Below are 26,287 nucleotides of genomic sequence, written 5' to 3'. Positions count from 1 at the left end.
GACGGCATCGGAACCCCAGTTGAGCTTGTGAACCATGGTTGACATATCGAGTAACGTGCCTTACAGTGCTCCGACGTCCAGCATCAGAACGACCGAAGTCTTCGACACATGGTTCGCCGGTCTGCAGGATCGCGTCGCACGGCGGCGTATCCAGGCCCGCATCGACCGCCTGTCGATGGGCAATCCGGGCGACTGGAAGTCGGCCGGCTCCCCGGTCGTCGAGATGCGTATCGACCACGGCCCCGGCTATCGCGTCTACTACGTCAGGCGCGCGACGATCTGGGTGATCCTGCTCTGCGGCGGCGACAAGTCGACGCAACAGGCAGACATTCGCGCCGCGCACGCAATGCTCGGGCGGCTCGACCTGGAGTAAGCGATGGACAAGATCAGCACCCGGCCGTGGGATTCGGCCGCCCACCTCGAAACCGACGACGACATCGCCGACTATTTCGACGCATGTCTGCAGGAAGGCGGCGACGACCCGGCCTTCATCGCGCATGCGCTCGGCGTGATCGCGCGCGCGCGCGGCATGTCGCAGGTCGCCCGCGACGCCGGCCTGTCGCGCGAAGGGCTGTACAAGGCGCTGTCGCACGACGGCAATCCGAGCTTCGGCACCATCCTCAAAGTGATCAAGGCGCTCGGCCTGCAACTGCACGGCGCGAAAGCGCGCGCGTGACGCGCGGCGCGCGGCGGTGCGCGCCCGATGCGGCGGCGGTTGGCACGTGACTATCGCGTGACTATCGCGTGACTGTCGCGCGGCAACCGCGTCAATGCAGCCACGCGCCGGCCCAGCGCGGCACCAGCGATACGAGATACAGCCCGAGCCCGATCAGCCCGCCGACCAGCGTGCCATTGATGCGGATGTATTGCAGGTCCTTGCCGATGTTCAGCTCGATTTGCCGCGACATCTCGCGCGCATCCCAGTTGCGCACCGTGTCGCGGATGTGCCGCATCAGAAAATCGGCGAAATCCGGCGCCATCTCGTGCACGGCCTTTTCGACATGCTCGTTCAGCGACGCGCGCAACGTCGGGCTTTCCGCAAGCCGCGCACCGAGCCAGCGGCCGAGCGTCGCGGCCTGCCGCTGCAGCGTCGAGTCGGCGCGCGCCAGATCGGCCTTCAGCCACGCGCGCAACTGGTCCCACAGATCGCGCACATAGTCGTTGAACGCATCGCCGTCGCGAATGTAGCGCTTGATCTCGTCGCCCTTCGCGATGAACGCCGGGTCGTGCTTCAGCCGCTCGGTGAGCCGCACGACCGTGCCGTCGAAGCGCTGGCGCAACTCGTGCTCGGGGTCGGCCGCGACGCTCTCGAGCACGCGGCTCACCGCGCTCGCGAGCATGCGCGCGCCGTTCTCGCCGAACCACTGCGTCGGCATGATCTTCTCGACCTTCGGATATTGCGTCTTCAGCCATTCGACGATGAAGCCCGCGATCACCTCGCGGTTCTCCTCCTTGTCGAGGATGCCGACGATCTGCTCGATCGCATCGTCGAGCAGCGCCTGGTGACGGCCGTCCTTCGTCAGCGTGTCGAGGATCGCGCCGGCAGACTGCGACAGGTCGATCCGGTCGATCATCGCGCGCATCGCGTCGTGGACGAACGAGCGGATGCGCGCGTCGTCGGTCATGTCGAGCGCGAAGCTCATCAGCTTCGTCACGTAGGTGCCGAGCGCCTCGGTATTCGCCGGCTCGCCGAGCCATGCGCCGAGCCGCTGCGCGGGATCGTGCTGGCGAATCTGCGCGGCGAGCGCGTCGGGGCCGAGGAATTTCTCGCGCACGAACACCGCGAGATTGTCGGCGATCTTGTCCTTGTTCTTCGGGATGATTTCGGTGTGGCGCGACACGAACGGGATCGGCACGCGGCGAAACAGCGCAACCACCGCGAACCAATCGGCGAGCGCACCGACCATCGCGGCCTCGGCCACCGCCTTGAAGCCGTCGACCCACGGGCCGCGCGGCAGCAGGATCGTCGTGACGAACACCGCGACGGCGGTCAGCAGCAGCCATAGCGCGCGGCGCTTGCTGCGTTTGAGTTCGAGGGCTTTGTCTGGCGTCATGGGCGATCGGTGAAACGGCAATGCCGCTAATATGCACCGATCGCCCGCCGCCGACAAACCCGCGCGCCGCACGCGCGCGGAACCGCTTGCCCGCAGTCGGATGCGAGCTGCTTTGCCGCGTCGCGCGGCGCCGTCCCGGCGCGATCGCGGTCATACGGAGCGCGTTCGCACCGAGCGCGCGCAGCGCGTCACAGAAACGTCTTCAAGCCGACCGTCGGATCGGCGAGCTGCTGCGGGTCGGGCATCGCGCCGGCCGCGATCAGCCGGCGCGCGGCGCCGATGTCGCGCCCGAGATTGACCGCGGCCGCCGCGACGATCCTGCCGTCGCCGCCGAGCCCGAACACCGTGAACGGCCCGCGTGCCGGATCGCCGCGCACGACGGTCGTCTGCCCGGCGCCGAACAGCCCGAGCATCTGCAGGTTGCAGTCGTACTGATCGGACCACAGCCACGGCAGCTCCGCATACGCGTCGTCCGCGCCGAGCAGGTTCGCGGCCGCGACGGCCGGCTGGTTCTCCGCGACCTGCCACGACTCGATGCGCACGTGACGCCCGAGCAGCGGATTGAAGTGCATCGTCACCTCGCCCGCCGCGAAGATCGCGCGGTCGGCCGTGCGGCAGCCCGCATCGACGCGGATGCCGTTGTCGACGTCGAGCCCCGCCGCCTGCGCGAGCTCGACGTTGGGCAGCACGCCGATGCCGACCACGACGACGTCGGCATGCACGTCGCCGCGATCGGTCTCGACGATCGCGCCGCCGCCCGCCGCGGCACGTATCGCGCGCGGCAGCGTCGCCATCTGAAAACCGACGCCGCGTTCGTCATGCAACCGGTGCGCGTAGGCGCCGACGACTTCCGGCAACGCGCGTTGCAGCAAGCGCGCGGCCGGATCGATCACCGTCACGTTGCAGCCGAGCTGGCGCGCCGCCGCAGCCACTTCGAGGCCGATGAAGCCGCCGCCGAGCACCGCGACGCGGCGGCCGCGCACGAGCTGCGCGCGCAACGCACGCGCGTCGGCGACGGTGCGCACGTAGTGCGCCACGACGCCCGCGTCGATCGGCCCGCCGAAGGTGCGCACGCGCGAGCCGGTCGCCAGCACGAGCTTGGCGTACGGCAGCGTCGTGCCGTCGTCGAGCCGCACGCGTTGCGCCTCGCGCTCGATCGCGTCGACGCGCGTGCCGAGCCGCAGCGCGATGCGCTGCGCGTCGTACCACGCGGCATCGCGAACGAACGCGCGCTGCTCGCCGCCGTCGTTCAGCAACGCATCCTTCGACAGCGCGGGCCGGTCGTACGGCAGCTCGCGCTCGGCGCCGATCATCACGATCGGCGCGTCGGCGTCGCGCGCACGCAGCGCCTCGGCCGTGCGCCGCGCCGCGTGGCCGGCTCCGACGATCACGAACGGGTCAGCCGACATTGACTTCCACCTGTCCGTCGACGATCCGGATCGGATAGACGCGCACCGGCTCGGTGATCGGCGCGCATTTCGGCGCACCGGTGCGAATGTCGATCAGCCCCTGATGCAGCGGGCACTCGACGCACCCGTCCTCCACGTAGCCTTCGGACAGCCGCGCGTGGCCATGCGAACACAGGTCGTGCATCGCGAACAGTTCGTCGCCGATCCGGAATACCGCGATCGGCTTCTGGCCGGCGACGCGCGCCGCCGGTTCGTCTTCGGTGAATTCGTCGATTGCGCCCAGCGGATGCCATTCGGCGAGCGTTGCTTCGGTCATGTCGGCTCCTTGCTTCGTCGGGTCGGTCAGATCGGGGTCGCGAGCAGCGTCTGCACGCGCGACGTGTCGTAGATCACGCGCTTGGCCTTGTAGCGCAGGCCGTCGGGCGTGCGCACGACCGTGTCGTAATACTTGCCGGCCTGGTATACGTTCGATTCGCCGTTGCTGCGGGTCTGCACGACCACGTAGTTGCTCTCGGTGTCGATCTCGCCGTCGCGCTGCGCGACGATCGCGAGGCCCGAGGTCATGTGGCGGTACGTGTGCTCTTCATAGATGTTCGCGTGCCGCAGCGACACCACGCGATCGCGCAGCATCCGCTGGTTCGTGCAGTGGACGATGCCGACCGGCAGCCCGAGATCCGCGTTCTCCTTCGGCACGATCTCGTACGTGCAGTCCTCGGTGAACATTTCCGGCCAGCGTTCGAGCCGGTCGTTGTCGAGATGGCCGATGTAGCGGTTCTGCAGCATGTAAATCTCGAACCACGTCTTCATGTCTTTCGTCAGGTTTTCCATCTTTGCGCGCTCCCGCTTCAATAGCCCATCAGCTTCTGGTAGCCGACCCAGAACTTGCGGATCAGGCTTTCGGTGATCACCGTGTCCTGCTGCTCCGGATTGCCGCGCGACATCTCGATGACCGAGGTCGCGTCGGCGTCGCGCACGGTGCCGCGCTGCACGAGCTCGGTCGCCTCGGTGTCCTCCATCGAGATGTAGCCGGCCGGCCCGACCAGGTTCGCCTGCTTGATGCGCAGCGCGCGCAGCTCGGGCGTGTCGTCGGCGTAGCCGAAGAAGTGGAAGATCAGCTCGAAGTTGTCCGGCCCCTTCGGCAGGATCTGCCGCGCGACCAGCGTGTTGTGGATCTGCTGGATCACGAGCTGCGGGAAGATCGGCTGGATATGATTCGTGCAGTCCTCGTCGTATTCCGACACCAGATCGAGAATCGACTCGTCTTCCAGATGGAAGCCTTCGTCGAACGAACGGATGTTCTGCTGCTTGTACGCGGCCGACGTGTCGTCGCCCGTCTTCGTCACCGTGATGATGCTGTGCAGCCCGTGGTTCGCATCGGGGATCGAGCGCGCCTTCATCCCGACGCGGAAGATGTTGAAGGTCGTATGGAACAGATGCAGCATGCTCGCGTGATACGGATCCTTCACGTTCTCCATGTACAGCTTCCAGTTCGACTTCGAATACTGGCGCGTGCAGCCGAGATACTCGATCGGCTTGTGGAAGATCCGGTCGATCCATGGCCGCATCTGCGCGCCGAGATAATCGGGCAGCGGCGCGACGTCGTCGCTGAAGGTCGCGAACACGAGCCCGCGATAGCTGTCGACGCGCAGCTTGCGTAGCCCGTGCTGCTTCGGGTCGAAGTCGGCCGGCATCCCGGTCATCCCTTTCTGGCCGCGCCGGAACGGCACGCCGAGCAGGTTGCCCTCGTTGTCGAAGCTCCACTGGTGATACACGCACGTGTGCGAGCTGGCGTTGCCGCGCGACTTGCGGCACACCTGCGCGCCGCGGTGCGCGCAGCGGTTCACCCACGCGGACAGCGCGCCGTCCTCGGTGCGCGTGACGACGACCGGCGTGTCGCCGACGAAGGTGCTCTTGAAGTCGCCGGCGTTGGGAATTTCCGCTTCAAGCGCGACGAAGTTCCACGTCGGCCCGCGGAAGATGCGCTCCTGCTCGCGATCGTAGACGGCGCGCGAGCTGAACACCTTGTACGGGACGCGCGACCCGTCGTCGTGCGGAAAGTGCACGTCGGACGCGTCGTCGCGCGCGGCAAATACGACGGGCGATGCTGTCTGCTCCATGTCGGACTCCTTGTGGTTCCGGTTCGTTGATGGCATGGAGCGGATTTTTGAAAAGCTAATATTCGGCGTCTATCCGGAAAGTGCGATTGCGGCGGCGCAATATCCACTTTCGGCGGATTTCTGCGCTAGCATGACGACACACGCGAGCCGCCGCCCGTTCGTGACCCATTCGTCGGAACGAAGCGCGCGTCGATACCAAGGCCGATGCCCATGTCCCCAACGTCGTTCGAGCCGCTCGCGCTGCGCGCGCACCGGCTGTTCGAATCCCGCGATCTCGACGAGACGCGCGAGCGCATCTCGCGCGTGATGCAGCCGCACGCGCTGCTGCCGAGCGGGCGCATGCAGGGCGCCGCGCACATGGACTTCGTGCGGCTCGGCGGGCTCGGGATCGGCACGATCGCGTTCGGCGACGCGATGCGCGTGCAGGTCGACGCGGTCGACGGCTATTACCTGCTGATGTTCTGTCTGTCCGGGCATGCGCAGGTCGCCGCGATGGGGCGCCGGCTCGGCGTCGACGGCCAGACGGGCGTGCTGTGCGCGCCCGGCGAGCGCTTCGATGCGGTGCTGTCGGCCGACTGCGAGCAGTTCGTGCTGCGCATCGACGCGGCGACCGTCGGCTCGCTGACCGGCAATCCGCGCGCGACGCTCGACCCGGTGCTGCACATCAGCGACGCCGCGCTCGCCGCGTGGCACCAGCAGCTGATGCTCGTCGCCCGCTCGCCGGCTTTGCTGGCGCGCGCCAACGCGAATCCGCGCGTCGCGGCGCAGCTCGAGCATCTGCTGATCGATCTGCTGATCGAAGGGCATCCGCCGGCGGCCGCGAGTATGCGTCACGATCCCGCGCCGGGCTTCCTGCTGCGCGCGCAGGAATTCGTGAACGCGCACTACGCGCAGCCGCTGCAGCTCGCCGATATCGTCGTGGCGGCCAACGTGCCGGAGCGGACGCTGCGCGACGCGTTCCTGCAGTTTCGCGGCATGAGCCCGATGCAATATCTGCGCGCGACGCGACTCGAGCATGCGCGCGAGTTGCTGCGCAGGTCGCAGCCGGAGCGGCGGATCGCCGATGTCGCGCTCGATTGCGGGTTCACGCATCTCGGGCGCTTCGCGATCGCCTATCGGGAGAAGTTCGGGGAATCGCCGTCGGAAACGGTGGGGGTTAGGCGGTAGGTGTAGGCATTAGGCGGCGGCGGGCACGCGCGGGCCGGCCGCGTTGGCGGGTGGATCGCCGCGTGCGCCGGTGGTGCTGCGTCGGGCGGCATCTTCCGCATCTCCAGCGTCTCCCGCTTGGCCGCCTTGCCCTGTGCGTGCGGTGAGCCCGACGCGCCGCCCGTCGCCCCGGCCTCGCCCCACGCCCCCTTCTCGACCGAATCGCCCCCGCGTCGCGCCACCCGCCCGAATTGGCCGTTAGTTGCGGCCGCTCCATAAACCGCCCGCGCTAAAGCGTCGGTCCGAACATCGCGCGCGCGATCGCGCAAAACGCGGTCGTCGCCGGGCTTTCGCCGTGCAGCCGGCGGCTCATGATGATCGGCGACGTCGCCGTCGGCTCCGGCAGCCGCCGGTACACGACGCCCTTCACGCGCACGCCTTCCACGCTCTCGGGCACCAGCGACACGCCGACCTGCGCGGCCACCAGCCCGAGCGCCGTCTGCAGTTCGCGCACCTCGTGAACGCCCGCCGGCACGAGCGCGCCGTCGCGCAGCGCCGACAGCTGCTGGTCAGCGAAGCTCGGCCGCGGCGTGCTCGGGTAGACGATCAGCGTCTCGTGCGCGATGTCGGCGAGCGTCAGCGGCCGCTCGGGGTCGGCCAGCGGATGCCCGACCGGCAGCGCCGCGATCAGCTTCTCCTCGATCAGCGCCTCGCGCACCAGCTGGTCGTCGTCGAAGCGCAGGCGGCCGAAGCCGACGTCGATGCGCCCGCCCTTCAGCGCGCCGAGCTGCTCGAGCGTGAACATTTCGATCAGCGACAGCTCGACGCCCGGCTGCGCGTCGCGAAACGCGCGGATCACGTCCGGCAGCGCGCCGTAGAGCGTCGACGGTACGAAGCCGATCACGATCCGCTCCGACAGTTGCGCGAGGCGGCGCGTGAGCGGCCCGAGCTCGTCGGCCTGCTCGAGGACGCGCTTCGCCTGCGCGTAGAACACGCGGCCCGCGTCGGTCAGCTTCAGCGGCCGCGCGCCGCGTTCGAACAACGGCAGCCCGATCTCTTCCTCGATCGTCTGCAGCTGGCGGCTCAGCGGCGGCTGCGTCATGTGCAGCCGCTCCGCCGCCCGCGTGATGTTCATTTCTTCCGCGACGGCGATGAAGTAGCGGAGCTGGCGCAATTCCATTTCATGCCTCAAAGGTATGGAAGTAGTCGGAAAGAGTGTTGGACGACGCGGGCCCGGAATTCCTACCATGTGCATCAACAGGAGGAATCGCATGATAGCAACTGCCGCCACCATCGAGCGCATCGACACGCTGCTCGTCGACGTGCCCACGATTCGGCCCCACAAGCTGTCGGTCGCCACGATGAATTGCCAGACGCTCGTACTCGTCCGGGTTCGATGCACGGACGGTATCGAAGGCGTCGGCGAGGCGACCACGATCGGCGGGCTCGCATACGGCGAAGAGAGCCCCGAGAGCATCAAGGTCAACATCGACACGTATTTCGCGCCGCTGCTGCAAGGGATGGACGCGACGCGCCCCGGCGCCGCGATGGCGCGTGCCCGCAAGCTGTTCCAGGGCAACCGCTTCGCGAAATGCGCGCTCGAGACCGCGCTGTTCGATGCGCAGGCGCGCCGCGCCGGCGTGCCGCTGTCGGAGCTGTTCGGCGGCCGCACGACCGATGCGGTCGAGGTCGCGTGGACGCTCGCGAGCGGCGACACGCACCGCGACATCGCCGAAGCCGAGGCGATGCTCGACGCGCGCCGCCATCGCGCGTTCAAGCTGAAGATCGGCTCGAACGCGGTCGACGACGACGTCGCGCACGTAATCGCGATCAAGCGCGCGCTCGGCGATCGCGGCGACGTGCGCGTCGACGTGAACCAGGCGTGGAGCGAAACCGAAGCGATCCGCGCCGGCGCGCGGCTCGCGCACGCCGGCGTGAGCCTCGTCGAGCAGCCGATCGCCGCGACCAACCGGGCCGGGCTGAAGCGCCTCACGCAACTCGCGCACATTCCGATCATGGCCGACGAAGCGCTGCACGGCCCCGTCGATGCGTTCGCGCTCGCGCAGGAGCGCGCGGCCGACGTGTTCGCGGTGAAGATCGCGCAATCGGGCGGCCTGCTCGGCGCGGCGAGCGTCGCGTCGATCGCATCGGCGGCCGGCATCGATCTGTACGGCGGCACGATGCTCGAGGGCGCGGCCGGCACGATGGCGTCGGCGCAACTGTTCAGCACGTTCGGCTCGCTCAGGTGGGGCACCGAGCTGTTCGGCCCGCTGCTGCTCACCGAGGAAATCCTCGTCGAGCCGCTGCGCTACCAGGATTTCAAGCTGCATCTGCCGGCCACGCCCGGCCTCGGCATCACCTTCGACTGGCCCCGCATCGAGCGGATGCGACGCGGCGCCCGCTGAATCCGCTCGCCCCGACGAACGACGACACGACAAACGAAACCGGAGACACAGATGAACAAGCAAGACATCGACGCACTGCTGAAGACCTTCGACGACGCCGCGGAGAAGCCCGGCAATCCGCGCGTGCGCGCGATCGTCAACCGGATCGTGAAGGACCTCTGCTACACGATCGAGGACTTCGACGTCCAGCCGAGCGAGTTCTGGACCGCGCTGAACTACCTGAACGAAGCCGGCCGCGAATTCGGATTGATCGCCGCGGGCCTCGGGCTCGAGCGCTTCCTCGACGTGCGGATGGACGAGGCCGAGCAGAAGGCCGGCATCACGGGCGGCACGCCGCGCACGATCGAAGGGCCGCTGTACGTCGCGGGCGCGCCGGAATCGGTCGGCCACGCGCGGCTGGACGACGGCACCGATCCCGGCCAGACGCTGATCATGCGCGGCCGCGTGCTCGGCCAGGACGGCGCGCCGCTCGCGAACGCGCTCGTCGAGGTGTGGCATGCGAATCATCTGGGTAACTACTCGTACTTCGACCAGTCGCAGCCGGCGTTCAACCTGCGCCGCTCGATCCGCACCGACGCCGACGGCCGCTACAGCTTCCGCAGCGTGCTGCCGGTCGGCTACAGCGTGCCGCCGGGCAGCAAGACCGAGCAGCTGCTCGATCAGCTGGGCCGCCACGGCCATCGCCCCGCGCACATCCACTTCTTCGTTTCGGCCGACGGCTATCGCAAGCTGACGACGCAGATCAACATCGAAGGCGATCCGCACATCTGGGACGACTTCGCGTTCGCGACGCGCGAAGGGCTGATCCCGAAGGTCAAGCAGGCCGAAGGCGCGGAAGGCAAGCCGTATGGCGTCGACGGTCAGTTCGCGCTGATCGACTTCGATTTCTCGCTCGTCAAGGAACGGCAGCACGTACCGGCGAGCGATGTCGAACGCGCACGCGCGCAGGCCTGAGCGGCCGTAACGTTCGACGAACCGACAATACAAGGAGCGCAGGATGCTGTTTCATGTGGAAATGACCGTCCGCCTGCCGGCGGACATGGACCCGGTCAAGGCGGCGACGCTGAAGGCCGACGAGAAGGCGATGTGCCAGCGGCTGATGAACGACGGCGTGTGGCGGCATCTGTGGCGCATCGCCGGGCAGTACGCGAACGTCAGCATCTTCGACGTGGACAGCGTGCAGCAGCTGCATGACCTGCTGAGCCAACTGCCGCTGTTTCCGTACATGGAGATGGAAGTGCGCGCGCTGTGCCGGCATCCGTCGTCGGTGCGGGACGACGATCGCTGAGATCCGTGCAGCCCGTGAAGCCCGTGCTGCCCGTGCCGGCGCTTGTCCGGCGGCGCACGGGCCGCAGTCCGTTACGACCCGACGAACGCCTGCCTCACGCGGCGTCCGCCGCCGCGGGCACGGGATCACGCACGTTGTTGGGCGGCGCGTCGGGTGCATCGTGCGCCTCCTCGTGCGCGACGTGCGCCGCGAACCCCACGCTGCCGGGCGCGATCTCCGGCTTCAACGTCAGCGCCGGAATCTCGTAGTCGCCCGCGTTCTGCCGGCGAAACGGAATCGGCTGCGCGGTCCATAGCTCATCGAGACGCTTGCCGAGCGCCGCGCGTGTTTCGTCGAAGCGCACGTCGTTCATCTTTCCGGTACGGTGGATCGCGAACGGCGGCAGCACGTCGAACCCCGGGTAATACAGGACGCCGTGCTGGATCGGAAACAGCAGGTCGTCGAGCGGCCCGTTGATTCCGCGCGCGCTGTAGTGCGACGCCCAGCCGCCCGTCGTGACGATCACCATCGCACGCTTGCCGGCCATCATCCCTTCGCCGTATCGGTCGCCCCAGTGCGTATCGGAATGCTCGCCGACGCCGTACGCGAAGCCGTAGGCATACACGCGCTCGATCCATCCCTTCATGATCGCCGGCATCGAGAACCACCACAGCGGAAACTGCAGGATCAGCGCGTCGGCCCATTTCAGCTTTTGCTGCTCGCGCGCGATGTCGTCGCGCTGCGTGCCCGTCTCGTATGCGTGCTTCGAATCGCGCGAGGGATCGAAACTCGCGCCGGGCGCGCGCTCGGTCATGTCGTCGGCGTCGAGCGTGGGCTTCCAGTTCATCGCATACAGATCGGACACCTGCACCGCATGGCCGGCGGCCTCGAGATGCTGGACCGCGAAGTCGCGCAACGCACCGTTCAGCGAGCGCGGTTCGGGATGGGCATAGACGATCAGCACGTTCATGTTCGTGACTCCGTTGATTGAATGACTGCAGGATGCCGGCGCACTCGGTATATTGGAAATGAATTCCCGATATTCCTGGTATAGCCATGAACAATCTCAGACGCATCGACCTGAACCTGCTGGTCACGCTCGACGTGCTGCTCGCCGAGCACAACGTCACGCGCGCGGCCGCGCGGCTGAACATGTCGCAGCCGTCGGTGAGCGTGCAGTTGCAGAAGCTGCGCGACCTGTTCGGCGATCCGTTGCTGTTGCCGGGGCCGCGCGGCATGCGGCCGACCGCGCGCGCGCAAGCGTTGCGCGAGCCGCTGCGCGATGCGCTCGAAGCCGTCGAGCGCGCGGTGCTCACGGCCACGCCGTTCGATCCCGCGACCGCGACCAACATGTGGCGCGTGGCCGCGACCGACTACGGCGAATCGACGATCGTGCTGCCCGCCTTGAGCGCGCTGCGCGCGGCCGCGCCGGCGACGCGGCTCGCCGTCGTCGAGCTCGCGCCGCCGCGCATCGAGCAGGAAGCCGAACGAAACGGCATCGACCTCGCGCTCCACACGACCGAAGGCTCGCCCGACGGCATGCGGCGCCTGCCGCTGTTCGTCGAGCGATACGTGCTGGTAGGCCGCGCCGGTCATCCGAAGCTCAAGCGCCGCCCGACGCTCGCGCAGTTCGCTGCGCTGGAACACGTGATCGTGTCGCCCGACGGCGGCGGCTTCTTCGGCGTGACCGACGAAGCGCTCGCGAAAGCGGGCGCCGCGCGGCGGGTCGTGCTGTCGGTGCCGCATTTCCTGTTCGTGATCTCGGTCGTCGCCGCCACCGACCTCGTCGCGATGCTGCCCGAGCGACTGGTGCGCAATACGCCGGGGTTGCGCGTCGTCGACGCGCCCGTCGACGTGCCGGGCTACGAGATGTCGATGCTGTGGCACGAACGCGTGCATCGCGACCCGGCGCATCGATGGCTGCGCGAGACGATCGCCGCGGCGGTGTGACGCGGTCGTACCGCTGCCCGCACGAAGGACTTGAAACCGGATCGAACACTGTATATATTCACAGTGTTTTTGCATCATTCGACCCGAATTCCGTCAACCATGGCGGACGGACTTTTGTGAGGCGACCATGTTTCAGTCATCCGCATTCGATCCCGAGCAACCCGGCTTCAATCCCGTCCAGTTCGAGCGTGCCGCGCAGCGGGCGGTCGGCGATCTGCAGCGTGTCGTCGGCGGCCCTGCGCAGCGCGCGCTCGGGCTGCGGCGCCGCACCCACCCGGCCGCCGCCCGCACGATGAGCTGGCAGGCGCTGCTGAACGTCGAGGAGCTGGCATTCTCGAATCCCGGTTTCCTGAACCGCAACGATCCGGCCGTCGTCGACGCGTTCATCCGGCTGCGCGACAGCCGGCTGGTCGCCGCGGACGTCGAGGAGCCGGTCGACTGGAGTCGCGACGACGACGATCTCCCGGCCGTCTACCTGATCGTCAAGGCGATGCTCGAAGCGGAACGGGAAGAGCGGGCCGAAGCGGCGTAAGGCGGGTGGCGGGTCGGTCGGGCTGGCGGGAAGCCGGCGGGCAGAACGCGCCGAGAGTGGGTCGGTCGCGCAGCGCGACCGGTCGCGCTCGGCATCGCGGGCGTGGGCCGTGTCGGGCCGAGTTAGCCGAGTTGGGGCCGGGGCTGAGTTGGCCGAATTGCGCGTATTGCGTGCGCTGCTCCGTATCGCGCGGCGCCGCGACGGTGCCAATCCGCGCCACCGCCCTGCGCGGAGATCGCCGCTTCATCGAAACAAACGCGCGCCCATCGCCCAGCCAAACCGCCGCACCGCCGCGCGCGCCATCGAAACGTCGAACCGAGCGCCGATTACAGCCGCGCCGCCAACCGCGCCCCCTGATCGATCGCCCGCTTCGCGTCGAGCTCCGCAGCCAGTTCCGCGCCGCCGATCAGATGCACCGAGCGCCCGGCCGCCTGCAGCGGCGCGAGCAGCGCGCGCTGCGGCTCCTGGCCTGCGCACAGCACGATCGTATCGGCTTCGATCAGTGCATGATCGCTACGTTGCTCGCCGTACGACACGTGCAGCCCACGTGCATCGATCCTTTCGTAGTTCACGCCGCCGATCATCTTCACCTGCTTCATCTTCAGCGTCGCCCGGTGAATCCAGCCGGTCGTCTTGCCGAGCCCCTTCCCGAGCGGCGCCGGCTTGCGCTGCAGCAGCGTCACCTCGCGCGCCGGCGCGGCGACCCGTGCGCGCGTCACGCCGCCGCGCGTCACGGCCGGATCGGTCACGCCCCATTCGGCTTTCCATTCGTCCAGATCGAGCGCCGGCGACTGGCCGTCCTGCACCAGGTATTCGGCGACGTCGAAGCCGATTCCGCCCGCGCCGACCACCGCGACACGCCGGCCGACCGGTTGCCGGCCCGCCAGCACGTCGATGTAGCTGAGCACGTTCGGGCCGTCCTGCCCCGGAATCTTCGGATCGCGCGGCGTCACGCCGGTCGCGAGCACGATCTCGTCGTAGCCGCCGTCGATCAGCTCGCGCGCGTCGACGCGGCGGTTCAGATGCAGCGTCACGCCGGTCACCTCGATCTGGCGGCCGAAGTAACGCAGCGCCTCGTCGAATTCTTCCTTGCCCGGAATGCGCCTCGCCATGTTGAACTGGCCGCCGATCTGCGCGGCGGCGTCGAACAGGTCGACGCGATGGCCGCGCTGCGCGAGCACCGTCGAGCACGCGAGCCCGGCCGGCCCGGCGCCGACCACCGCGATGCGCTTCGGCTGCCGCACCGGCGTATAGACGAGTTCCGTCTCGTGGCACGCGCGCGGGTTCAGCAGGCACGACGCGATCTTGTTCTTGAACGCGTGATCGAGGCAAGCCTGGTTGCAGCCGATGCAGGTGTTGATCTCGTCGGCGCGGCCCTGCGCGGCCTTGACGACGAACTCGGCATCGGCGAGCAGCGGGCGCGCCATCGACACCATGTCCGCGCAGCCGTCCGCCAGAATCTGCTCGGCCACCTCGGGCCGGTTGATGCGGTTCGTCGTCACCAGCGGGATGCCGACCTCGCCCTTCATCTTCTGCGTGACCCATGCGAACGCGCCGCGCGGCACCGACGTCGCGATCGTCGGCACGCGCGCCTCGTGCCAGCCGATCCCGGTGTTGATGATCGTCGCGCCCGCACGCTCGACGGCCTTCGCGAGCTGCACGGTCTCACTCCAGTCGCTGCCGTCCGGGATCAAGTCGAGCATCGACAGCCGGTAGATCAGGATGAAATCGCGTCCGACCGCTTCGCGCGTGCGCTCGACGATCTCGATCGGCAGCCGGATCCGGTTCTCGTACGCACCGCCCCACTGGTCGGTGCGCTTGTTCGTATGCATCGAGATGAACTGGTTGATCAGATAGCCTTCGGAGCCCATGATCTCGACGCCGTCGTAGCCGGCCTCGCGTGCGAGCTGTGCGCAGCGGACGAACGCGCGGATCTGCCGCTCGACGCCGCGCGCGCTCAGTTCGTGCGGCGCGAACGGCGAGATCGGCGACTTGATCTTCGACGGCGCGACCGCGAACGGGTGATAGCCGTAACGGCCCGTGTGCAGGATCTGCAGCGCGATCTTGCCGTCGTGCGCATGCACGGCGTCGGTAATCACGCGATGCCGCCGTGCGCCGGCCGACGTCATCAGCGTGCCGCCGAACGGCTTGGTCCAGCCGGCCACGTTCGGCGCGAAGCCGCCCGTCACGATCAGGCCGACGCCGCCGCGCGCGCGTTCGGCGAAATAGTCGGCGAGGCGCGGCAGCGTCTTGCGGCTGTCCTCGAGGCCGGTGTGCATCGAGCCCATCAGCACACGGTTCTTCAACGTGGTGAAGCCGAGATCGAGCGGCGCGAGCAGGTGCGGAAAAGCGGTCGTCATGATGGTTTTGCCGGGATGCGATGAGCGTCATCGTAGGCCGCCCGCCGCGTTGAACGTGAGGGGGTAAACAGCCATAATGCTTGTCATTTCCGGCCAACTTCACATGACGAATCCGCGCCGCAAGGACCTTCTCGGGCTACGCCGGCCGACCATCCCGGTCGCCTATCCGCGCCTGCTGCTGCAGGCGCTGGCCGCGCGCGGCGTCGATCCGGCTGCCGTGCGCGCCGGCACGGGCCTGCGCGACGCGGTGCTGGCCGAGCCCGACGCGCGCGTCGCGCCGTCGCAATGGGGGCGGCTGGTGCTGAACGCGATCGCGATCGGCGGCGATCCGGGCATCGGGCTCGCGTTCGGCCTGTTGCTGAAGCCGACCGTGCACGGATTTCTCGGCTATGCGACGCTGACCGCGCGGGACATCCGCGACGCGCTGCGCGTCACGCAGCGCTACTTCCGGATGCGCAACCGCCAATACCGGCTCACCTACTCGGAGGACGCGCTCGGCGCGACGCTGGAATTGCACGGCGTGCAGGCCAGCCCGGTGCTGCAGCATCACGTGATGTTCGAGTTCGTGTTGACCGGGCTCGCGCAGAACATCTCGCAATGGTCGGCACGTTCAGCGCCGCCGATCGCGCTGCGCTTCACGTGGCCGGAGCCCGCCTACTTCGCGCGTTACCGCGAGCAGCTGCCGCCGGTCGAATTCGGCTGCGCGGCGAATGCGCTGTGGATTGCGCACGATGCGCTCGACTGGCCGCTGCCGCTCGCCGACGACGTCGCGCACCGGCAGGCGCTCGTGCAGGTCGAGCGCGAATACGCGCAGGTGCGGCAGGAAGAAGGCGATCTGGTCGAGCGCGTGCGCGCCGAGCTCGCGAGCGCGGCCGGCGACTATCCGGACCCGGATGCGCTCGCCGACGCGCTGCTCGTGTCGACGCGCACGCTGCGGCGCCGGCTGGAGGAAGCGGGAGCCAGCTATCGGCAGTTGCTGGACGAAGCGCGGTTTCGCGACGCGAAGCAGTTGCTCGCCGCGTCGGATCTCGATCTGAAGACGATCGCCGAGCGCTTGCAGTTCACCGATCCGGCGAATTTCACGCGGGCCTTCCGGCGCTGGGCCGGGCAGACGCCGAGCGCGTTTCGGCAAGCGGCTGCGGGCGATACGACGCAGGATTGAGCCGGACTATGCGTGCCGGCACGCGGGCGCGTTCGAGTGGTTCGAGTGGTTCGAGTGGTTCGAGTGGTTCGAGTGGTTCGAGTGGTTCGAGTGGTTCGAGTGGTTCGAGCGACCTCATCGGCTTGACCGACTGGACCCACGTGCCCGACCCGACCAACGCAACAGCGACCGGCGCATCGCGCGCGCAACGTCATCGACCACGCGCGACATCGCATCGGCGCATCTGCGCGCCCGCGCGGTGCAGTCACGACATCGCACCGCGCGTGCGGCCCGGCGCCTTCGCAGCCCGCCGCACCCGCGCCCTATCGCTGCCCGATTACGCCGAACAACTCGCTGCGCAGCGCCTTCGCGCGCGCACGGCCGAACTGCGCCTCGAACTCGTCCTGCGCAGCCTGCCACGCGATTTTCGCGCGCGCGTAGGTACGCCGGCCGGCGGCCGTGAGGCTCAGTGCATGCGCACGCGCGTCATCCTCGGACGCGGCCGCGGCGACCAGCCCGTCGCGCTGCAACGGCTTGAGTGCGCGCAGCAGCGTCGTGCGGTCCATCACCAGCGTGTCCGCCAGCTCGCTCATCCGCTGCTCGGGACGGTGCGACAGATTGGCCATGATCGCGAATTGCGCGGCCGTGACTCCGACCGGCGCGAGATGCCGCTCATAGAGTTGCGTGACGAAGCGCGCGGCCTGCCGCAGCGCGAGACAGTTGCAGGCCTGCACAATCTGGGTGTCGTTCATGCACGGCAATTTATATGTGCATATGCATAAAGTCAATGTACACTGCGCCGTGACATGGCTGGGCCGGCCGCGTACGTCACGTGCCCCGCCATCGCTTCGAGGAAACGGGCATGGACTACATCGACAAGTTGCGGGTCTTCCGGACGGTGGTCGAAACGCGCAGTTTCACGCGAGCGGCCGATATCCATGGCCTGGCGCGGCCGGTGGTGTCGCGGGCCGTCGCCGATCTCGAGGCGCGCTTCGGTAGTCGCCTGCTGCACCGGACCACGCGTCAGGTATCGCTCACCGAAACCGCCGAGCGCATCTACGACCGCTGTGCGGCGGTTCTCGACGAACTCGACTCGCTCGAAGCACAGGCGCTGGCGCACACGCGCGAGCCGGAAGGGCTGCTGCGGCTCGTCGCGCACACGACGGCCGCGCTGAACCGGCTCGTGCCGCTGATCGCCGGTTTCAAGGCCGCGCATCCGAAAATCCGCCTCGATGTCACGCTGACCGAGCGCCCGGTCGATCTCGTCGGCGAAGGTTACGACATCGGCATCGTCGTCCCGTACATGCTGACGAGCGAAACGACGATCGTGCGGCTCGTGGAACGCATCCCGGTGGTGATCGTCGCGACGCCCGCGTATCTGCGCACGCATCCGCGGCCCGAGACTCCCGCCGCACTCGCCGGCCACGCGTTCGTGCCGATGTCGCCGTCGTTGCGCCGGCCCGCGCTGTCGTTCCGCGACGGCAACGACATGGTGACCGTGCCGCTGAGCTTCGACATTTCGTCGAACAGCCCCGTCTTCAACCGCGAAATGGTGATGCGCGACTTCGGCATCGGCGTGGTGCCGAGGACGCTGGTCGAGCCCGAACTCGCGTCCGGTGCGCTCGTGCAATTGCTCGAAGGCGCCGATCTCGTCGACGCGTTCGTCGAGATCAAGCTCGCCTATGCGAACCGCGCGCTGCTGCCCGCGAAGGTCAAGGCGTTCATCGACTACGCAGCCGCCTACGGCGACGGCGCACGCTGATGGGTGCCGGCGCGCACGCGCCGCGCATCGCGCGCCCGATTGGTACGGCCGCGACACCAATCTGATCCCGCGCGGCTGCTCGCTTCGCGGCGCGCCGCGCCCTAGCATGTGCACATGCACAACACCCCACTCAGCGACGACGATTGCTTCGCGGTCCGGCAAGCCGCGCGGCGGATCTCGCAGTTCTACGAGCGCTACCTGTCGCGGGCGAACGTCACGCCATCGCAGTACAGCATTCTCGCGCTGCTGCGCGAACACCCGGGCCTGTCGATGGCGACGCTGTCGGCCGTCCTGGTGATCGAGCGCACCGCACTGTTGCGCGCGCTGAAGCCGCTCGTCGGCGCGGCGCTCGTCAGCGGCCGCGTCGAGCCGCGGTGCCGCCGCCGAACGTTCTCGTTGACCGCAGAGGGCGAAGCGAAGATCGCCGCAGCACAGGTGCACTGGCGCGCCGCCCAGCACGCATTCGAGCAACGCTTCGGCACAGCACGCGCGGCACGCCTCAGAGACGAACTGTTCACGATCACGCACGACCTGGCGACGCGCTGATCGACGACCTCGCCGATCGCCCCGATACGTGCATATACATGGATGCATCGATGGAAACGACCCAAACCGCTGCGTCGCGCGACGCGGCTACAGCCGACCGGCCCGCGAAGCAGCAACGCCGCGTGCCGTGGATGCGGATCGCGGTCGCGGCGGTGGTCGTCGCGGTCGCGGCCGCGACGCTCGACTGGCTGTTCGTGCTGCGCTTCGAGGAAAGCACCGACGACGCCTATGTCGGCGGCGACGTGACGGTGCTCGCGCCGAAGGTCAACGGTTTCGTCGACAAGATCCTCGTGACCGACAACCAGCGCGTGAAAGCCGGCGACGTGCTCGTGCAGCTCGACGCGCGCGACTACGACGCGAAGCTGGCGCAGGCCAGCGCCGAAGTCGACGGCGCGCGCTCCGCGGTCGCCGAACTCGAAGCGAAGCAGCAGCTTCAGTACGCGGTGATCGGCCAGCATGCGGCGGACCGTCACGCGTCGGCGGCCGAGCTCGCGCGCGCCGCGTCGGATCGCGAGCGCTACCGCGAGCTCGTGAAGTCCGACGCGGTGTCGAACCAGATCGTCGAGCGCGCGGATGCCGACTATTCGAAGGCGGACGCCGCCGTCGCCCGCAGCGACGCCGCGCTGCTCGCCGCGCAGCGGCAGCTCGACGTGCTCGGCGCGCAGCTCGCCGACGCGCGGGCGCGCGTGAACACGGCACTGGCCGCCCAGCGGGTCGCGGCGCTGAACGTCGAATACACGACGATCCGCTCGCCGGTCGACGGCTACGTGGGCAACCGCACGGGCCGCGTCGGGATGCTCGCGAACGTCGGCGCGCCGTTGCTGACGATCGTGCCCGCGTCCGGCCTGTGGATCGACGCGAACTTTAAGGAAGACCAGTTGCGCAGGATGCGCGCGGGCGAGCGCGTCGACGTCGCGCTCGACGCGTCGAGCACGCGCCTGCATGGCCGCGTCGACAGCCTCGCGCCCGCGACCGGCGCGACGTTCAGCGTGCTGCCGCCCGAAAACGCGACGGGCAACTTCACGAAGATCGTCCAGCGCGTGCCGGTGCGCGTGCATCTCGACCCGCAGCCGGGGCTCGAACGCGTGCTGCGTCCCGGCCTCTCGGCGGTCGTGACCGTGCATCTCGACCGCGCGAACTGAGCCGGAGCCGACGATGACCACCGCGTTTTCCGGCAACCCCGCGTCGCAACCGACGAAGCAGCGCGTGTTCGCGTTCGCGCTGATGTGCGTCGGCTTCTTCATGGCGACGCTCGACATCCAGATCGTCGCGTCGTCGCTGCGCGACATCGGCGGCGGACTCTCCGCGAGCCAGGACGAGCTGTCGTGGGTGCAGACGGCCTACCTGATCGCCGAGATCATCGTGATCCCGATGTCGGGCTGGCTGTCGAAGGTGATGTCGACGCGCTGGCTGTTCGTCGCGTCGGCGGTCGGCTTCACGATCACGAGCATGCTGTGCGGGCTCGCCTGGGACATCAACTCGATGATCCTGTTCCGCGGGCTGCAGGGCGCGCTCGGCGCCGCGATGATCCCGACCGTGTTCACGACCGCGTTCGTGTTGTTTCCGGGCAAGCAGCGGCTGATCGCATCGACGACGATCGGCGCGCTCGCGTCGCTCGCACCGGCGATCGGGCCGGTGATCGGCGGCTGGATCACCGATCAATGGTCGTGGCACTGGCTGTTCTACCTGAACCTCGTACCGGGCATCGTCGTGGCCGCGCTGGTGCCGCGCTACGTGCACATCGACGAACCCGACCCGAGCCTCGTGAAGCGCGGCGACTATCGCGGCATCGCGCTGATGTCGGGCTTTCTCGGCTGCCTCGAATACGTGCTCGAAGAAGGCCCGCGCAAGAACTGGTTCAGCGACGACGCGATCGTCATCTGCGCGTGGATCTCGGCGATCTGCGGCTTCCTGTTCATCGTGCACGCGTTGACGGCAGACGATCCGATCGTCGACCTGCGTGCGCTCGCCGTACGCAACTTCGGGATCGGCAGCCTGCTGTCGTTCGTCACGGGGATCGGGATCTTCGTGACCGTATTCCTCACGCCGCTGTTTCTCGCGCAGGTGCGTGCGTTCAGTTCGCTGCAGATCGGCATCGCGCTGCTGTCGGTCGGCGCATTCCAGTTGCTCGCGCTGTGCGCGTATGCATTCGCCGCGCGCTACGTCAGCATGCGCGCGCTGCTCGTGTTCGGGCTCGTCTGCTTCGGCCTCGGCTGCTACCTGTACACGCCGATCACGCACGACTGGGGCTGGCGCGAGCTGCTGCTGCCGCAGGCGCTGCGCGGCATCGGCCAGCAGTTCAGCGTGCCGCCGATCGTGACGATGGCGCTCGGCTCGCTGCCGCAGTCGCGGCTGAAATCGGCGAGCGGCCTGTTCAACCTGATGCGCAACCTCGGCGGCGCCATCGGCATCGCGGTGAGCGCGACGATGCTCAACGACCGGCTGAACTTTCACTACCTGCGGCTGAACGAGCACGTGAGCGCCGGCGAGCCGCAAGTCGCATCGCTGCTCGATCGCCAGGCCGCGTACTGGAGCGCGGTCGCCGGCAACACGCTCGATACCGCGCAGGCCGGCCTCGCGACCCTGCACCGGCTGATCTATCGCGAAGCGCTGACGCTGACCTACGCCGATGCGTACTACGCGCTGTCGCTGTGCTTCGTCGTCGCGCTGGTTGCCGTCGCGTTTTCCCGTCCGATCACGCTGAATGCGCCGCCACCCGACGCACACTGAAGCCGAGACCCCGATGATGATAAAACTGCTCGTCGCGCTGGTCGTCAGCGCATTCGCCGCCGGGTGCGCGCTGCAGCCCGCGCAGCATGCCGCGCTTCCCGATGCCGTTGCGTCGGTCGCGCCCGCCGCTTGGGACGCCGACGTGCCGCGCGCGGACGTCGACGCCGCCGCATGGTGGGCGCAGTTCGACGACCGCGTGCTCGATCGGCTGGTCGCAACCGTGCTCGACGCCAACCTCGATCTGCAGGCCGCCGCCGAACGCGTGAAGCAGGCGCAGGCGCTGACCGCACGCAAGCGCGCGGCGCTGCTGCCCGAGCTCGATGCGAGCGCGCACGCGGCCGACGCGCGCCAGAACACGCCGCCGCCGCTCGGCTACGTGCGGCAAGCCGGCGTCGGGCTCGCGCTGAGCTGGTCGCCGGACGTGTTCGGCGGCGAGCGGCTCGACCTGCTGGCCGCGCAAGCCGAACTGGTCGGGCAGAAGCATGCGGAAGACGCGATGCGGCTCGCGCTCGCGGCCGACGCGGCGTCCGCCTATGTCGACCTGCGCTGGGCCCAGCAGGAGCTGACCATCCTCGAGGACAACGCGGCGCTGCGCCGGCGCGCGCTCGAACTGACGCGCAAGCGCCAGGCATTCGGGTTATCGACGGAACTCGACGTCACGCGCGCGCAGAACCAGCTCGATGCGCTGGACGCGCGGATTCCGCCGACGCACGCGCAGATCGCTCATCAGCTCAACCTGATTGCCGTGTACGCCGGGAGAACGCCCGAGTCGGTGGACCGGCTCCTGCTCGCGCAGCGCGGCGAGGTGCCGGTGTCGCCGGCCGGCTCGCCCGCGACGCTGCCGTCGCAGGCGCTGCTGCGACGGCCCGACGTGCTCGCCGCCTATGCGCAGGTCGAACGGCGTGCGGCGCAGGTCGGCGTCGCGAAGGCCGAGCGGTATCCGAAGTTCTCGCTGAACCTGACCGACGGAATCCTGGCCGCGTCGTATCTCGGGCTGCCGACGCTCACCGACAACCTGTTCAGCGCGGCATTGAGCGCGACGAGCCCGATCTTCGACGCCGGACGCATCACCGCCGACATCGCGCAGAGCGAAAGCCGGATGCGCGAGTCGGAGCTTCGACTGCGGCAGACGATGCTGCAGGCGCTGCGGGAAGTCGAGGATGCGCGGGCGAATCTGGTCAGCAGCGACGCGGCAACGCAGCGGCTCGCGAGCGCGCTGTCGGCGTCCAATCACGCGCTCGGGCTCGCGAACCAGCTTTACAAGGGCGGCGCCACCGATTTTCTCGACGTGCTGTCGGCACAGGAGGTGTATTTGCGCGACGCCGAGGCACTCAATCAGGCGCGGCGCGAGCATGCGCTCGCCGCGGTCACGTTGTATCGGTCGCTCGGTGGCGGCTGGAGCCGCAACGATGCGGCGGGCGGGACGGAGCCGGAAGCCGTCGCGGCCACCGCTGCGGCCCGCTGACCGGTGCGCCGGCGACCTTCGCCGCATCGAAACGCTCCACGCCCGCCCGTCGACTCGGCGATGCCGCGCATTCAGCCGACGTCAGGCCACCGGTATCCGATCACCTCGCTCACCGGATACGCGAGCTCGCGCACCTCGTCGAGCTGATTGCCGCCGAACAGATGCACATGCGTGTGGTCGTGACGCAGATAGAACCCGACGTGGCCCTTCCAGCTCGCCGGATCGTCGCGCGTGAGCACGGCGATGCAGCCGTACACGGGCTGCTCCAGCGGCCGCCCCCAGTCGAGCCACGAACGCGCGAGCGCCGACCCGGTGCCGCGGATGCCCGCATGCGCGATGCACCAGTTGACGAACGACGAGCACCACGAAATCTTGTCGTCGTAGCCGACCAGATTCGTGTGGCCGTTGTATTCGACGATGCGCGGGTTGCTGCTGCCGGGCGGGAAGCGGCGGATGCCGAGCTCGGCCAAAGCGATGTGCATCCACGGCGGGTGGCCGGTGTGTGCGTTGCGTTCGGGATTCGATCGGTTCACGGGGGCCTCGGGTTCGGTTCTCGGAACGGTCGGCCAATCTTCGCATGAATCGGGCGGCCGTCGCAGCGGCGTTTTGCGGCTCGCGGCCCCGGTAACGAAACATGCGAACGACTTCATCGCCTGCGCCCACGGCCGCAACACGCTTACCGCTCCGCTCTGAGGCGCCGCACACGCACCGCCCGTCCCCGTCACTCCACCGTCACCGATTTCGCGAGATTCCTCGGCTTGTCGATATCCGCGCCGCGCAGCCGCGCCGCGTGATAGGCGAGCAGCTGCAGCGGCACGACGTGCAGGATCGGCGACAGCAGTCCGTAGTAGTCGGGCATCCGCAACACCGACACGCCCTCGCCGTCGTCGATGCGAGTATCGGCATCGGCGAACACGTAGAGCTGGCCGCCGCGCGCGCGCACTTCCTGCATGTTCGACTTGAGCTTCTCGAGCAGCGCGTCGTTCGGCGCGATCGTCGCGACCGGCATCGCGTGGGTCACCAGCGCAAGCGGCCCGTGCTTGAGTTCGCCGGCCGGATAGGCCTCCGCATGGATGTACGAAATCTCCTTGAGCTTCAGCGCGCCTTCGAGCGCGATCGGGTAATGCAGGCCACGCCCGAGGAACAGCGCGTTCTCGTGCTGCGCGAATTCCGCGGCCCAGCGCTCGATCTGCGGCTCGAGCGCGAGCACGTCGTCGAGCGCGTTCGGCAAGCGCCGCAGCTGCGTCGCGTAGCGGGCGAGCTGCGCGTCGTCGACGCAGCCGCGCAGCCGGCCGAGCGTCACCGCCAGAATGAACAGCGCGACGAGTTGCGTCGTGAACGCCTTGGTCGACGCGACGCCGATTTCCGGGCCTGCGCGCGTGAGAAAGCGCAGGCTGGTCTGGCGCACCATCGCGCTGGTCGGCACGTTGCAGACGGCCAGCGTGTCGATGTGGCCGAGCGCCTGCGCATATTTGAGCGCGGCGAGCGTGTCGGCGGTCTCGCCCGATTGCGACACGCACGCGACCAGCGTGTTCGGCAGCGCGAGCGCATCGCTGTAGCGGTATTCGCTCGCGATCTCGACCTGCGCGGGCAGCCGCGCGATCGTCTCGAGCCAGCGACGCGCCGTCAGGCCCGCGTAGTAGCTCGTGCCGCACGCGACGATCAGCACGTTGTCGATCTGCTCGAACGCGCGCGTCGCGTCGGGCCCGAAGGCAGCCGGATCGAACAGCCCCGCGTCGGGAATCGTCGCGGCGACGGCCTGCGGTTGCTCGAAGATCTCCTTCTGCATGAAATGCCGGTACGCGCCGAGCTCGACCACGCCGTGGGCCGGCGCGACCGTCTGCACCGGGCGCTCGACGGGCGCGCCGTCGCGCGTCAGAATCCGCACGCCGGCAGGCGTCAGCTCGACGACGTCGCCTTCCTCGAGAAAGATGAAGCGATCGGTGATGCCGGCCAGCGCGAGCGCGTCGGACGCGAGAAAGCACTCGCCGTCGTTCAGGCCGACCACCAGCGGCGAGCCGACGCGCGCACCGATCAGCCGCTGCGGCTCGTGCTTGCTGAACACGGCGATCGCATACGCGCCGTGCAGCTGCGACGTCGCATCGCGCACCGCGGCCAGCAGGTCGCCGCGGTACTTGCTGTGGATCAGGTGCGCGACGACCTCGGTGTCCGTCTGTCCGTCGAATTCATAGTGCGCGTCCGACAGTTGCCTGCGCAACGTCTCGTGATTCTCGATGATGCCGTTGTGCACGAGCGCGATCTCGTCGCGCGAAAAGATCGGATGCGCGTTGCAGGTGGCCGGCGCGCCATGCGTCGCCCAGCGCGTGTGCGCGATGCCGGTGCTGCCGGCGAGGCCCGCGCTACGCACGTGCGCGTCCAGATCGGCGACGCGCGACACGCTGCGCGCGCGGCGCGCCTGGCCGTCGACGACCGTCGCGACCCCGCATGAATCGTAGCCGCGATATTCGAGGCGACGTAAACCCTCGATCAGAACCGGAACGATGTCCCGTTGCGCGACCGCGCCGACGATGCCACACATGACCCGTCTCCTTGCCCCTGTTCGTCCATCGGCCGTGCGCCGCGGTTTTTCGTCCACCGTGGTCGCACCCGCAGGTCCGTCGCAACTGCGCACATGCGCGTGCATCTCGTGCGTCGCGCCACATCCGAACGTAGGCCCACCGAGCGCTGTTTTCGGCTCCGCCGTATCGGTATCGCCGAGCTGCGTCGGCCGCCGCACGCCTGCACCATCGAACAAGCAAGCGTCGAGCCATCGACCGACTTCGCCCACGCGGCAAGGGCCGGCGATGCGCCGACGCGCTCGCCGCCGCGCCGCGCCGTCCGTTTTTGATTCATCGCCGCATCATCGGTCTCGATCGTCGGCGAGACGATCCGCCGCGTCGCGCCGCGCATCGACGCAAGGCCTGCTGGCCGCGCGGGGTAAGGGCTGCGCAGGCGTCGGTCGTCGCATCGCGACTGCGTCCCCGCGCCGTGTCGCCGGCATCCGCGATGTCGCGCCGGCTGCGAATGGACACCGCACATGTTTCAGATGCGCAACATTTCGCGATCTCGCGCGGCCGTCCGGTCGTTTCACGCGCGGGCCGTCATGCAACGCGATGCCGCACGCAACGAACGACGCCACGCGTCGTACGGGGCGACGCCACGGGTGCAACTCAGCGTCCCCGCCGCGCGCCGGCGCGCCGCGCTCGTAGCAATTGTGAAACGTTCGACGCGTTGCCGATGCGGCGCGGGCGTCGGGGCCGGGCCACGCGGCGGGTGGTTTGAATATTGCTGTATTGGCAACGGGGAGCGGTCGCGACGAACGGCACGGCAAAGAACGCTCATGACGTAACCGGAATCGCGACGACACCGCGGTCGTCCGGCGATGGCGCGGCGCAGATCACGC

General features: G+C 68.5%; 25 protein-coding genes. 14 read left to right on the top strand and 11 right to left on the bottom strand.

Annotated elements, in window-relative coordinates; genetic code table 11:
* The first annotated feature begins 55 nt into the window (after positions 1-55).
* The gene (locus tag MBR110_RS15740; RefSeq protein WP_330995553.1) at positions 56-373 is read left to right on the top strand and encodes a type II toxin-antitoxin system RelE/ParE family toxin; all 318 of its coding nucleotides are present in this window, start codon (positions 56-58) and stop codon (positions 371-373) included.
* Positions 374-376: 3 nt separating this feature from the next.
* Positions 377-676 carry an addiction module antidote protein gene (locus MBR110_RS15735; protein ID WP_011881499.1) on the top strand — a complete coding sequence of 100 codons (300 nt, stop codon included), beginning with the start codon at positions 377-379 and terminating at the stop codon, positions 674-676.
* Positions 677-767: 91 nt separating this feature from the next.
* Here MBR110_RS15735 and MBR110_RS15730 read toward each other — a convergent pair whose 3' ends face one another.
* The 5 genes from MBR110_RS15730 to andAc all read right to left on the bottom strand — a co-directional run bounded on the left by MBR110_RS15730 (position 768) and on the right by andAc (position 5,580).
* Positions 768-2,054: a DUF445 domain-containing protein gene (locus MBR110_RS15730; RefSeq protein WP_059734973.1), complete on the bottom strand. Its 1,287-nt coding sequence runs from the start codon at positions 2,052-2,054 to the stop codon at positions 768-770.
* A 188-nt stretch (positions 2,055-2,242) separates the two neighbouring features.
* On the bottom strand, positions 2,243-3,463 hold the full coding sequence (gene andAa, locus MBR110_RS15725; protein WP_181709409.1) for an anthranilate 1,2-dioxygenase system ferredoxin--NAD(+) reductase: 1,221 nt from the start codon (positions 3,461-3,463) through the stop codon (positions 2,243-2,245).
* Complete coding sequence (andAb, locus tag MBR110_RS15720; protein ID WP_011881496.1) at positions 3,453-3,779, bottom strand: anthranilate 1,2-dioxygenase ferredoxin subunit AndAb; 327 nt, start codon at positions 3,777-3,779, stop codon at positions 3,453-3,455. The genes andAa and andAb overlap by 11 nt, the downstream gene beginning before the upstream one ends.
* Before the next feature lie 26 nt (positions 3,780-3,805).
* On the bottom strand, positions 3,806-4,291 hold the full coding sequence (gene andAd, locus MBR110_RS15715) for an anthranilate 1,2-dioxygenase small subunit AndAd (RefSeq protein WP_181709408.1): 486 nt from the start codon (positions 4,289-4,291) through the stop codon (positions 3,806-3,808).
* Between the two features lie 17 nt (positions 4,292-4,308).
* Positions 4,309-5,580 (bottom strand): anthranilate 1,2-dioxygenase large subunit AndAc, encoded by a 1,272-nt coding sequence (gene andAc, locus MBR110_RS15710; RefSeq protein WP_014724582.1) that lies wholly within the window; start codon positions 5,578-5,580, stop codon positions 4,309-4,311.
* 210 nt (positions 5,581-5,790) lie between these two features.
* Here andAc and andR point away from each other — a divergent pair, with 210 nt between their 5' ends.
* Entirely contained in the window at positions 5,791-6,747 is a 957-nt protein-coding gene (gene andR, locus MBR110_RS15705; RefSeq protein WP_034194947.1) for an anthranilate 1,2-dioxygenase regulatory protein AndR, read from the top strand.
* Positions 6,748-7,015: 268 nt separating this feature from the next.
* Here andR and MBR110_RS15700 read toward each other — a convergent pair whose 3' ends face one another.
* Complete coding sequence (locus MBR110_RS15700) at positions 7,016-7,906, bottom strand: LysR family transcriptional regulator (RefSeq protein ID WP_011881492.1); 891 nt, start codon at positions 7,904-7,906, stop codon at positions 7,016-7,018.
* 91 nt (positions 7,907-7,997) lie between these two features.
* Here MBR110_RS15700 and MBR110_RS15695 point away from each other — a divergent pair, with 91 nt between their 5' ends.
* The 3 genes from MBR110_RS15695 to catC are packed head-to-tail and all read left to right on the top strand — an operon-like array spanning position 7,998 to position 10,419.
* Positions 7,998-9,131, top strand: a complete 1,134-nt coding sequence (locus MBR110_RS15695; RefSeq protein WP_011881491.1) for a muconate/chloromuconate family cycloisomerase — start codon at positions 7,998-8,000, stop codon at positions 9,129-9,131.
* 51 nt (positions 9,132-9,182) lie between these two features.
* On the top strand, positions 9,183-10,085 hold the full coding sequence (gene catA / locus MBR110_RS15690) for a catechol 1,2-dioxygenase (RefSeq protein WP_034194945.1): 903 nt from the start codon (positions 9,183-9,185) through the stop codon (positions 10,083-10,085).
* A 43-nt stretch (positions 10,086-10,128) separates the two neighbouring features.
* Positions 10,129-10,419 carry a muconolactone Delta-isomerase gene (catC, locus tag MBR110_RS15685; RefSeq protein WP_014724579.1) on the top strand — a complete coding sequence of 97 codons (291 nt, stop codon included), beginning with the start codon at positions 10,129-10,131 and terminating at the stop codon, positions 10,417-10,419.
* Between the two features lie 94 nt (positions 10,420-10,513).
* Here catC and MBR110_RS15680 read toward each other — a convergent pair whose 3' ends face one another.
* On the bottom strand, positions 10,514-11,368 hold the full coding sequence (locus MBR110_RS15680) for an NAD(P)H-dependent oxidoreductase (protein WP_181709407.1): 855 nt from the start codon (positions 11,366-11,368) through the stop codon (positions 10,514-10,516).
* An 86-nt stretch (positions 11,369-11,454) separates the two neighbouring features.
* Between MBR110_RS15680 and MBR110_RS15675 the strand changes: the two genes are divergently transcribed.
* Both MBR110_RS15675 and MBR110_RS15670 read left to right on the top strand, forming a co-directional pair.
* Positions 11,455-12,348, top strand: coding sequence for a LysR family transcriptional regulator (locus tag MBR110_RS15675; protein ID WP_059462399.1), 894 nt, complete (start codon positions 11,455-11,457; stop codon positions 12,346-12,348).
* Positions 12,349-12,475: 127 nt separating this feature from the next.
* Positions 12,476-12,880 (top strand): DUF2471 family protein, encoded by a 405-nt coding sequence (locus tag MBR110_RS15670; RefSeq protein ID WP_059462400.1) that lies wholly within the window; start codon positions 12,476-12,478, stop codon positions 12,878-12,880.
* 326 nt (positions 12,881-13,206) lie between these two features.
* Here the strand turns inward: MBR110_RS15670 and MBR110_RS15665 are convergent, their stop codons facing one another.
* The gene (locus tag MBR110_RS15665) at positions 13,207-15,240 is read right to left on the bottom strand and encodes an NADPH-dependent 2,4-dienoyl-CoA reductase (protein WP_059740622.1); all 2,034 of its coding nucleotides are present in this window, start codon (positions 15,238-15,240) and stop codon (positions 13,207-13,209) included.
* Positions 15,241-15,316: 76 nt separating this feature from the next.
* On the opposite strand from MBR110_RS15665, the gene MBR110_RS15660 reads away from it, so the two are divergent.
* Positions 15,317-16,402 (top strand): AraC family transcriptional regulator, encoded by a 1,086-nt coding sequence (locus MBR110_RS15660; RefSeq protein WP_041494083.1) that lies wholly within the window; start codon positions 15,317-15,319, stop codon positions 16,400-16,402.
* Between the two features lie 302 nt (positions 16,403-16,704).
* Here MBR110_RS15660 and MBR110_RS15655 read toward each other — a convergent pair whose 3' ends face one another.
* Positions 16,705-17,133: a MarR family winged helix-turn-helix transcriptional regulator gene (locus MBR110_RS15655; RefSeq protein ID WP_011881483.1), complete on the bottom strand. Its 429-nt coding sequence runs from the start codon at positions 17,131-17,133 to the stop codon at positions 16,705-16,707.
* Positions 17,134-17,243: 110 nt separating this feature from the next.
* On the opposite strand from MBR110_RS15655, the gene MBR110_RS15650 reads away from it, so the two are divergent.
* From MBR110_RS15650 to MBR110_RS15630, 5 genes are all read left to right on the top strand, one after another.
* The gene (locus MBR110_RS15650) at positions 17,244-18,143 is read left to right on the top strand and encodes a LysR family transcriptional regulator (protein ID WP_011881482.1); all 900 of its coding nucleotides are present in this window, start codon (positions 17,244-17,246) and stop codon (positions 18,141-18,143) included.
* A gap of 114 nt (positions 18,144-18,257) precedes the next feature.
* The gene (locus MBR110_RS15645; protein WP_041494082.1) at positions 18,258-18,689 is read left to right on the top strand and encodes a MarR family winged helix-turn-helix transcriptional regulator; all 432 of its coding nucleotides are present in this window, start codon (positions 18,258-18,260) and stop codon (positions 18,687-18,689) included.
* 50 nt (positions 18,690-18,739) lie between these two features.
* The gene (locus tag MBR110_RS15640; RefSeq protein ID WP_034194939.1) at positions 18,740-19,831 is read left to right on the top strand and encodes an HlyD family secretion protein; all 1,092 of its coding nucleotides are present in this window, start codon (positions 18,740-18,742) and stop codon (positions 19,829-19,831) included.
* Between the two features lie 13 nt (positions 19,832-19,844).
* Positions 19,845-21,419: a DHA2 family efflux MFS transporter permease subunit gene (locus tag MBR110_RS15635; protein WP_011881479.1), complete on the top strand. Its 1,575-nt coding sequence runs from the start codon at positions 19,845-19,847 to the stop codon at positions 21,417-21,419.
* Positions 21,420-21,435: 16 nt separating this feature from the next.
* Positions 21,436-22,884, top strand: coding sequence for an efflux transporter outer membrane subunit (locus tag MBR110_RS15630; RefSeq protein ID WP_181709500.1), 1,449 nt, complete (start codon positions 21,436-21,438; stop codon positions 22,882-22,884).
* 71 nt (positions 22,885-22,955) lie between these two features.
* Here the strand turns inward: MBR110_RS15630 and MBR110_RS15625 are convergent, their stop codons facing one another.
* On the bottom strand, positions 22,956-23,366 hold the full coding sequence (locus tag MBR110_RS15625) for a TIGR02594 family protein (RefSeq protein ID WP_011881477.1): 411 nt from the start codon (positions 23,364-23,366) through the stop codon (positions 22,956-22,958).
* 239 nt (positions 23,367-23,605) lie between these two features.
* Positions 23,606-25,423, bottom strand: coding sequence for a glutamine--fructose-6-phosphate transaminase (isomerizing) (gene glmS, locus MBR110_RS15620; protein WP_059462402.1), 1,818 nt, complete (start codon positions 25,421-25,423; stop codon positions 23,606-23,608).
* Positions 25,424-26,287: the final 864 nt, after the last annotated feature.

Source organism: Burkholderia sp. MBR-1 (genome assembly GCF_013822785.1).
Taxonomy (GTDB): Bacteria; Pseudomonadota; Gammaproteobacteria; order Burkholderiales; family Burkholderiaceae; genus Burkholderia; species Burkholderia vietnamiensis.
Note: the sequence above shows the minus strand (reverse complement) of the source record. Positions and strands in the feature narration are given on the sequence as shown.

What these genes read in the sequence shown, in the direction of transcription:
- MBR110_RS15655 (WP_011881483.1), bottom strand. Translation starts at nt 17,133, where the DNA reads ATGAACGACACCCAGATTGTGCAGGCCTGCAACTGTCTCGCGCTGCGG.
- MBR110_RS15645 (WP_041494082.1), top strand. Translation starts at nt 18,258, where the DNA reads ATGCACAACACCCCACTCAGCGACGACGATTGCTTCGCGGTCCGGCAA.
- catC (WP_014724579.1), top strand. Translation starts at nt 10,129, where the DNA reads ATGCTGTTTCATGTGGAAATGACCGTCCGCCTGCCGGCGGACATGGAC.
- andR (WP_034194947.1), top strand. Translation starts at nt 5,791, where the DNA reads ATGTCCCCAACGTCGTTCGAGCCGCTCGCGCTGCGCGCGCACCGGCTG.
- MBR110_RS15660 (WP_041494083.1), top strand. Translation starts at nt 15,317, where the DNA reads ATGCTTGTCATTTCCGGCCAACTTCACATGACGAATCCGCGCCGCAAG.
- andAc (WP_014724582.1), bottom strand. Translation starts at nt 5,580, where the DNA reads ATGGAGCAGACAGCATCGCCCGTCGTATTTGCCGCGCGCGACGACGCG.
- MBR110_RS15695 (WP_011881491.1), top strand. Translation starts at nt 7,998, where the DNA reads ATGATAGCAACTGCCGCCACCATCGAGCGCATCGACACGCTGCTCGTC.
- MBR110_RS15730 (WP_059734973.1), bottom strand. Translation starts at nt 2,054, where the DNA reads ATGACGCCAGACAAAGCCCTCGAACTCAAACGCAGCAAGCGCCGCGCG.
- MBR110_RS15635 (WP_011881479.1), top strand. Translation starts at nt 19,845, where the DNA reads ATGACCACCGCGTTTTCCGGCAACCCCGCGTCGCAACCGACGAAGCAG.
- MBR110_RS15670 (WP_059462400.1), top strand. Translation starts at nt 12,476, where the DNA reads ATGTTTCAGTCATCCGCATTCGATCCCGAGCAACCCGGCTTCAATCCC.
- MBR110_RS15675 (WP_059462399.1), top strand. Translation starts at nt 11,455, where the DNA reads ATGAACAATCTCAGACGCATCGACCTGAACCTGCTGGTCACGCTCGAC.
- MBR110_RS15640 (WP_034194939.1), top strand. Translation starts at nt 18,740, where the DNA reads ATGGAAACGACCCAAACCGCTGCGTCGCGCGACGCGGCTACAGCCGAC.
- MBR110_RS15700 (WP_011881492.1), bottom strand. Translation starts at nt 7,906, where the DNA reads ATGGAATTGCGCCAGCTCCGCTACTTCATCGCCGTCGCGGAAGAAATG.
- MBR110_RS15665 (WP_059740622.1), bottom strand. Translation starts at nt 15,240, where the DNA reads ATGACGACCGCTTTTCCGCACCTGCTCGCGCCGCTCGATCTCGGCTTC.
- catA (WP_034194945.1), top strand. Translation starts at nt 9,183, where the DNA reads ATGAACAAGCAAGACATCGACGCACTGCTGAAGACCTTCGACGACGCC.
- MBR110_RS15735 (WP_011881499.1), top strand. Translation starts at nt 377, where the DNA reads ATGGACAAGATCAGCACCCGGCCGTGGGATTCGGCCGCCCACCTCGAA.
- glmS (WP_059462402.1), bottom strand. Translation starts at nt 25,423, where the DNA reads ATGTGTGGCATCGTCGGCGCGGTCGCGCAACGGGACATCGTTCCGGTT.
- MBR110_RS15650 (WP_011881482.1), top strand. Translation starts at nt 17,244, where the DNA reads ATGGACTACATCGACAAGTTGCGGGTCTTCCGGACGGTGGTCGAAACG.
- andAd (WP_181709408.1), bottom strand. Translation starts at nt 4,291, where the DNA reads ATGGAAAACCTGACGAAAGACATGAAGACGTGGTTCGAGATTTACATG.
- andAb (WP_011881496.1), bottom strand. Translation starts at nt 3,779, where the DNA reads ATGACCGAAGCAACGCTCGCCGAATGGCATCCGCTGGGCGCAATCGAC.
- MBR110_RS15680 (WP_181709407.1), bottom strand. Translation starts at nt 11,368, where the DNA reads ATGAACGTGCTGATCGTCTATGCCCATCCCGAACCGCGCTCGCTGAAC.
- MBR110_RS15625 (WP_011881477.1), bottom strand. Translation starts at nt 23,366, where the DNA reads ATGCACATCGCTTTGGCCGAGCTCGGCATCCGCCGCTTCCCGCCCGGC.
- andAa (WP_181709409.1), bottom strand. Translation starts at nt 3,463, where the DNA reads ATGTCGGCTGACCCGTTCGTGATCGTCGGAGCCGGCCACGCGGCGCGG.
- MBR110_RS15630 (WP_181709500.1), top strand. Translation starts at nt 21,436, where the DNA reads ATGATAAAACTGCTCGTCGCGCTGGTCGTCAGCGCATTCGCCGCCGGG.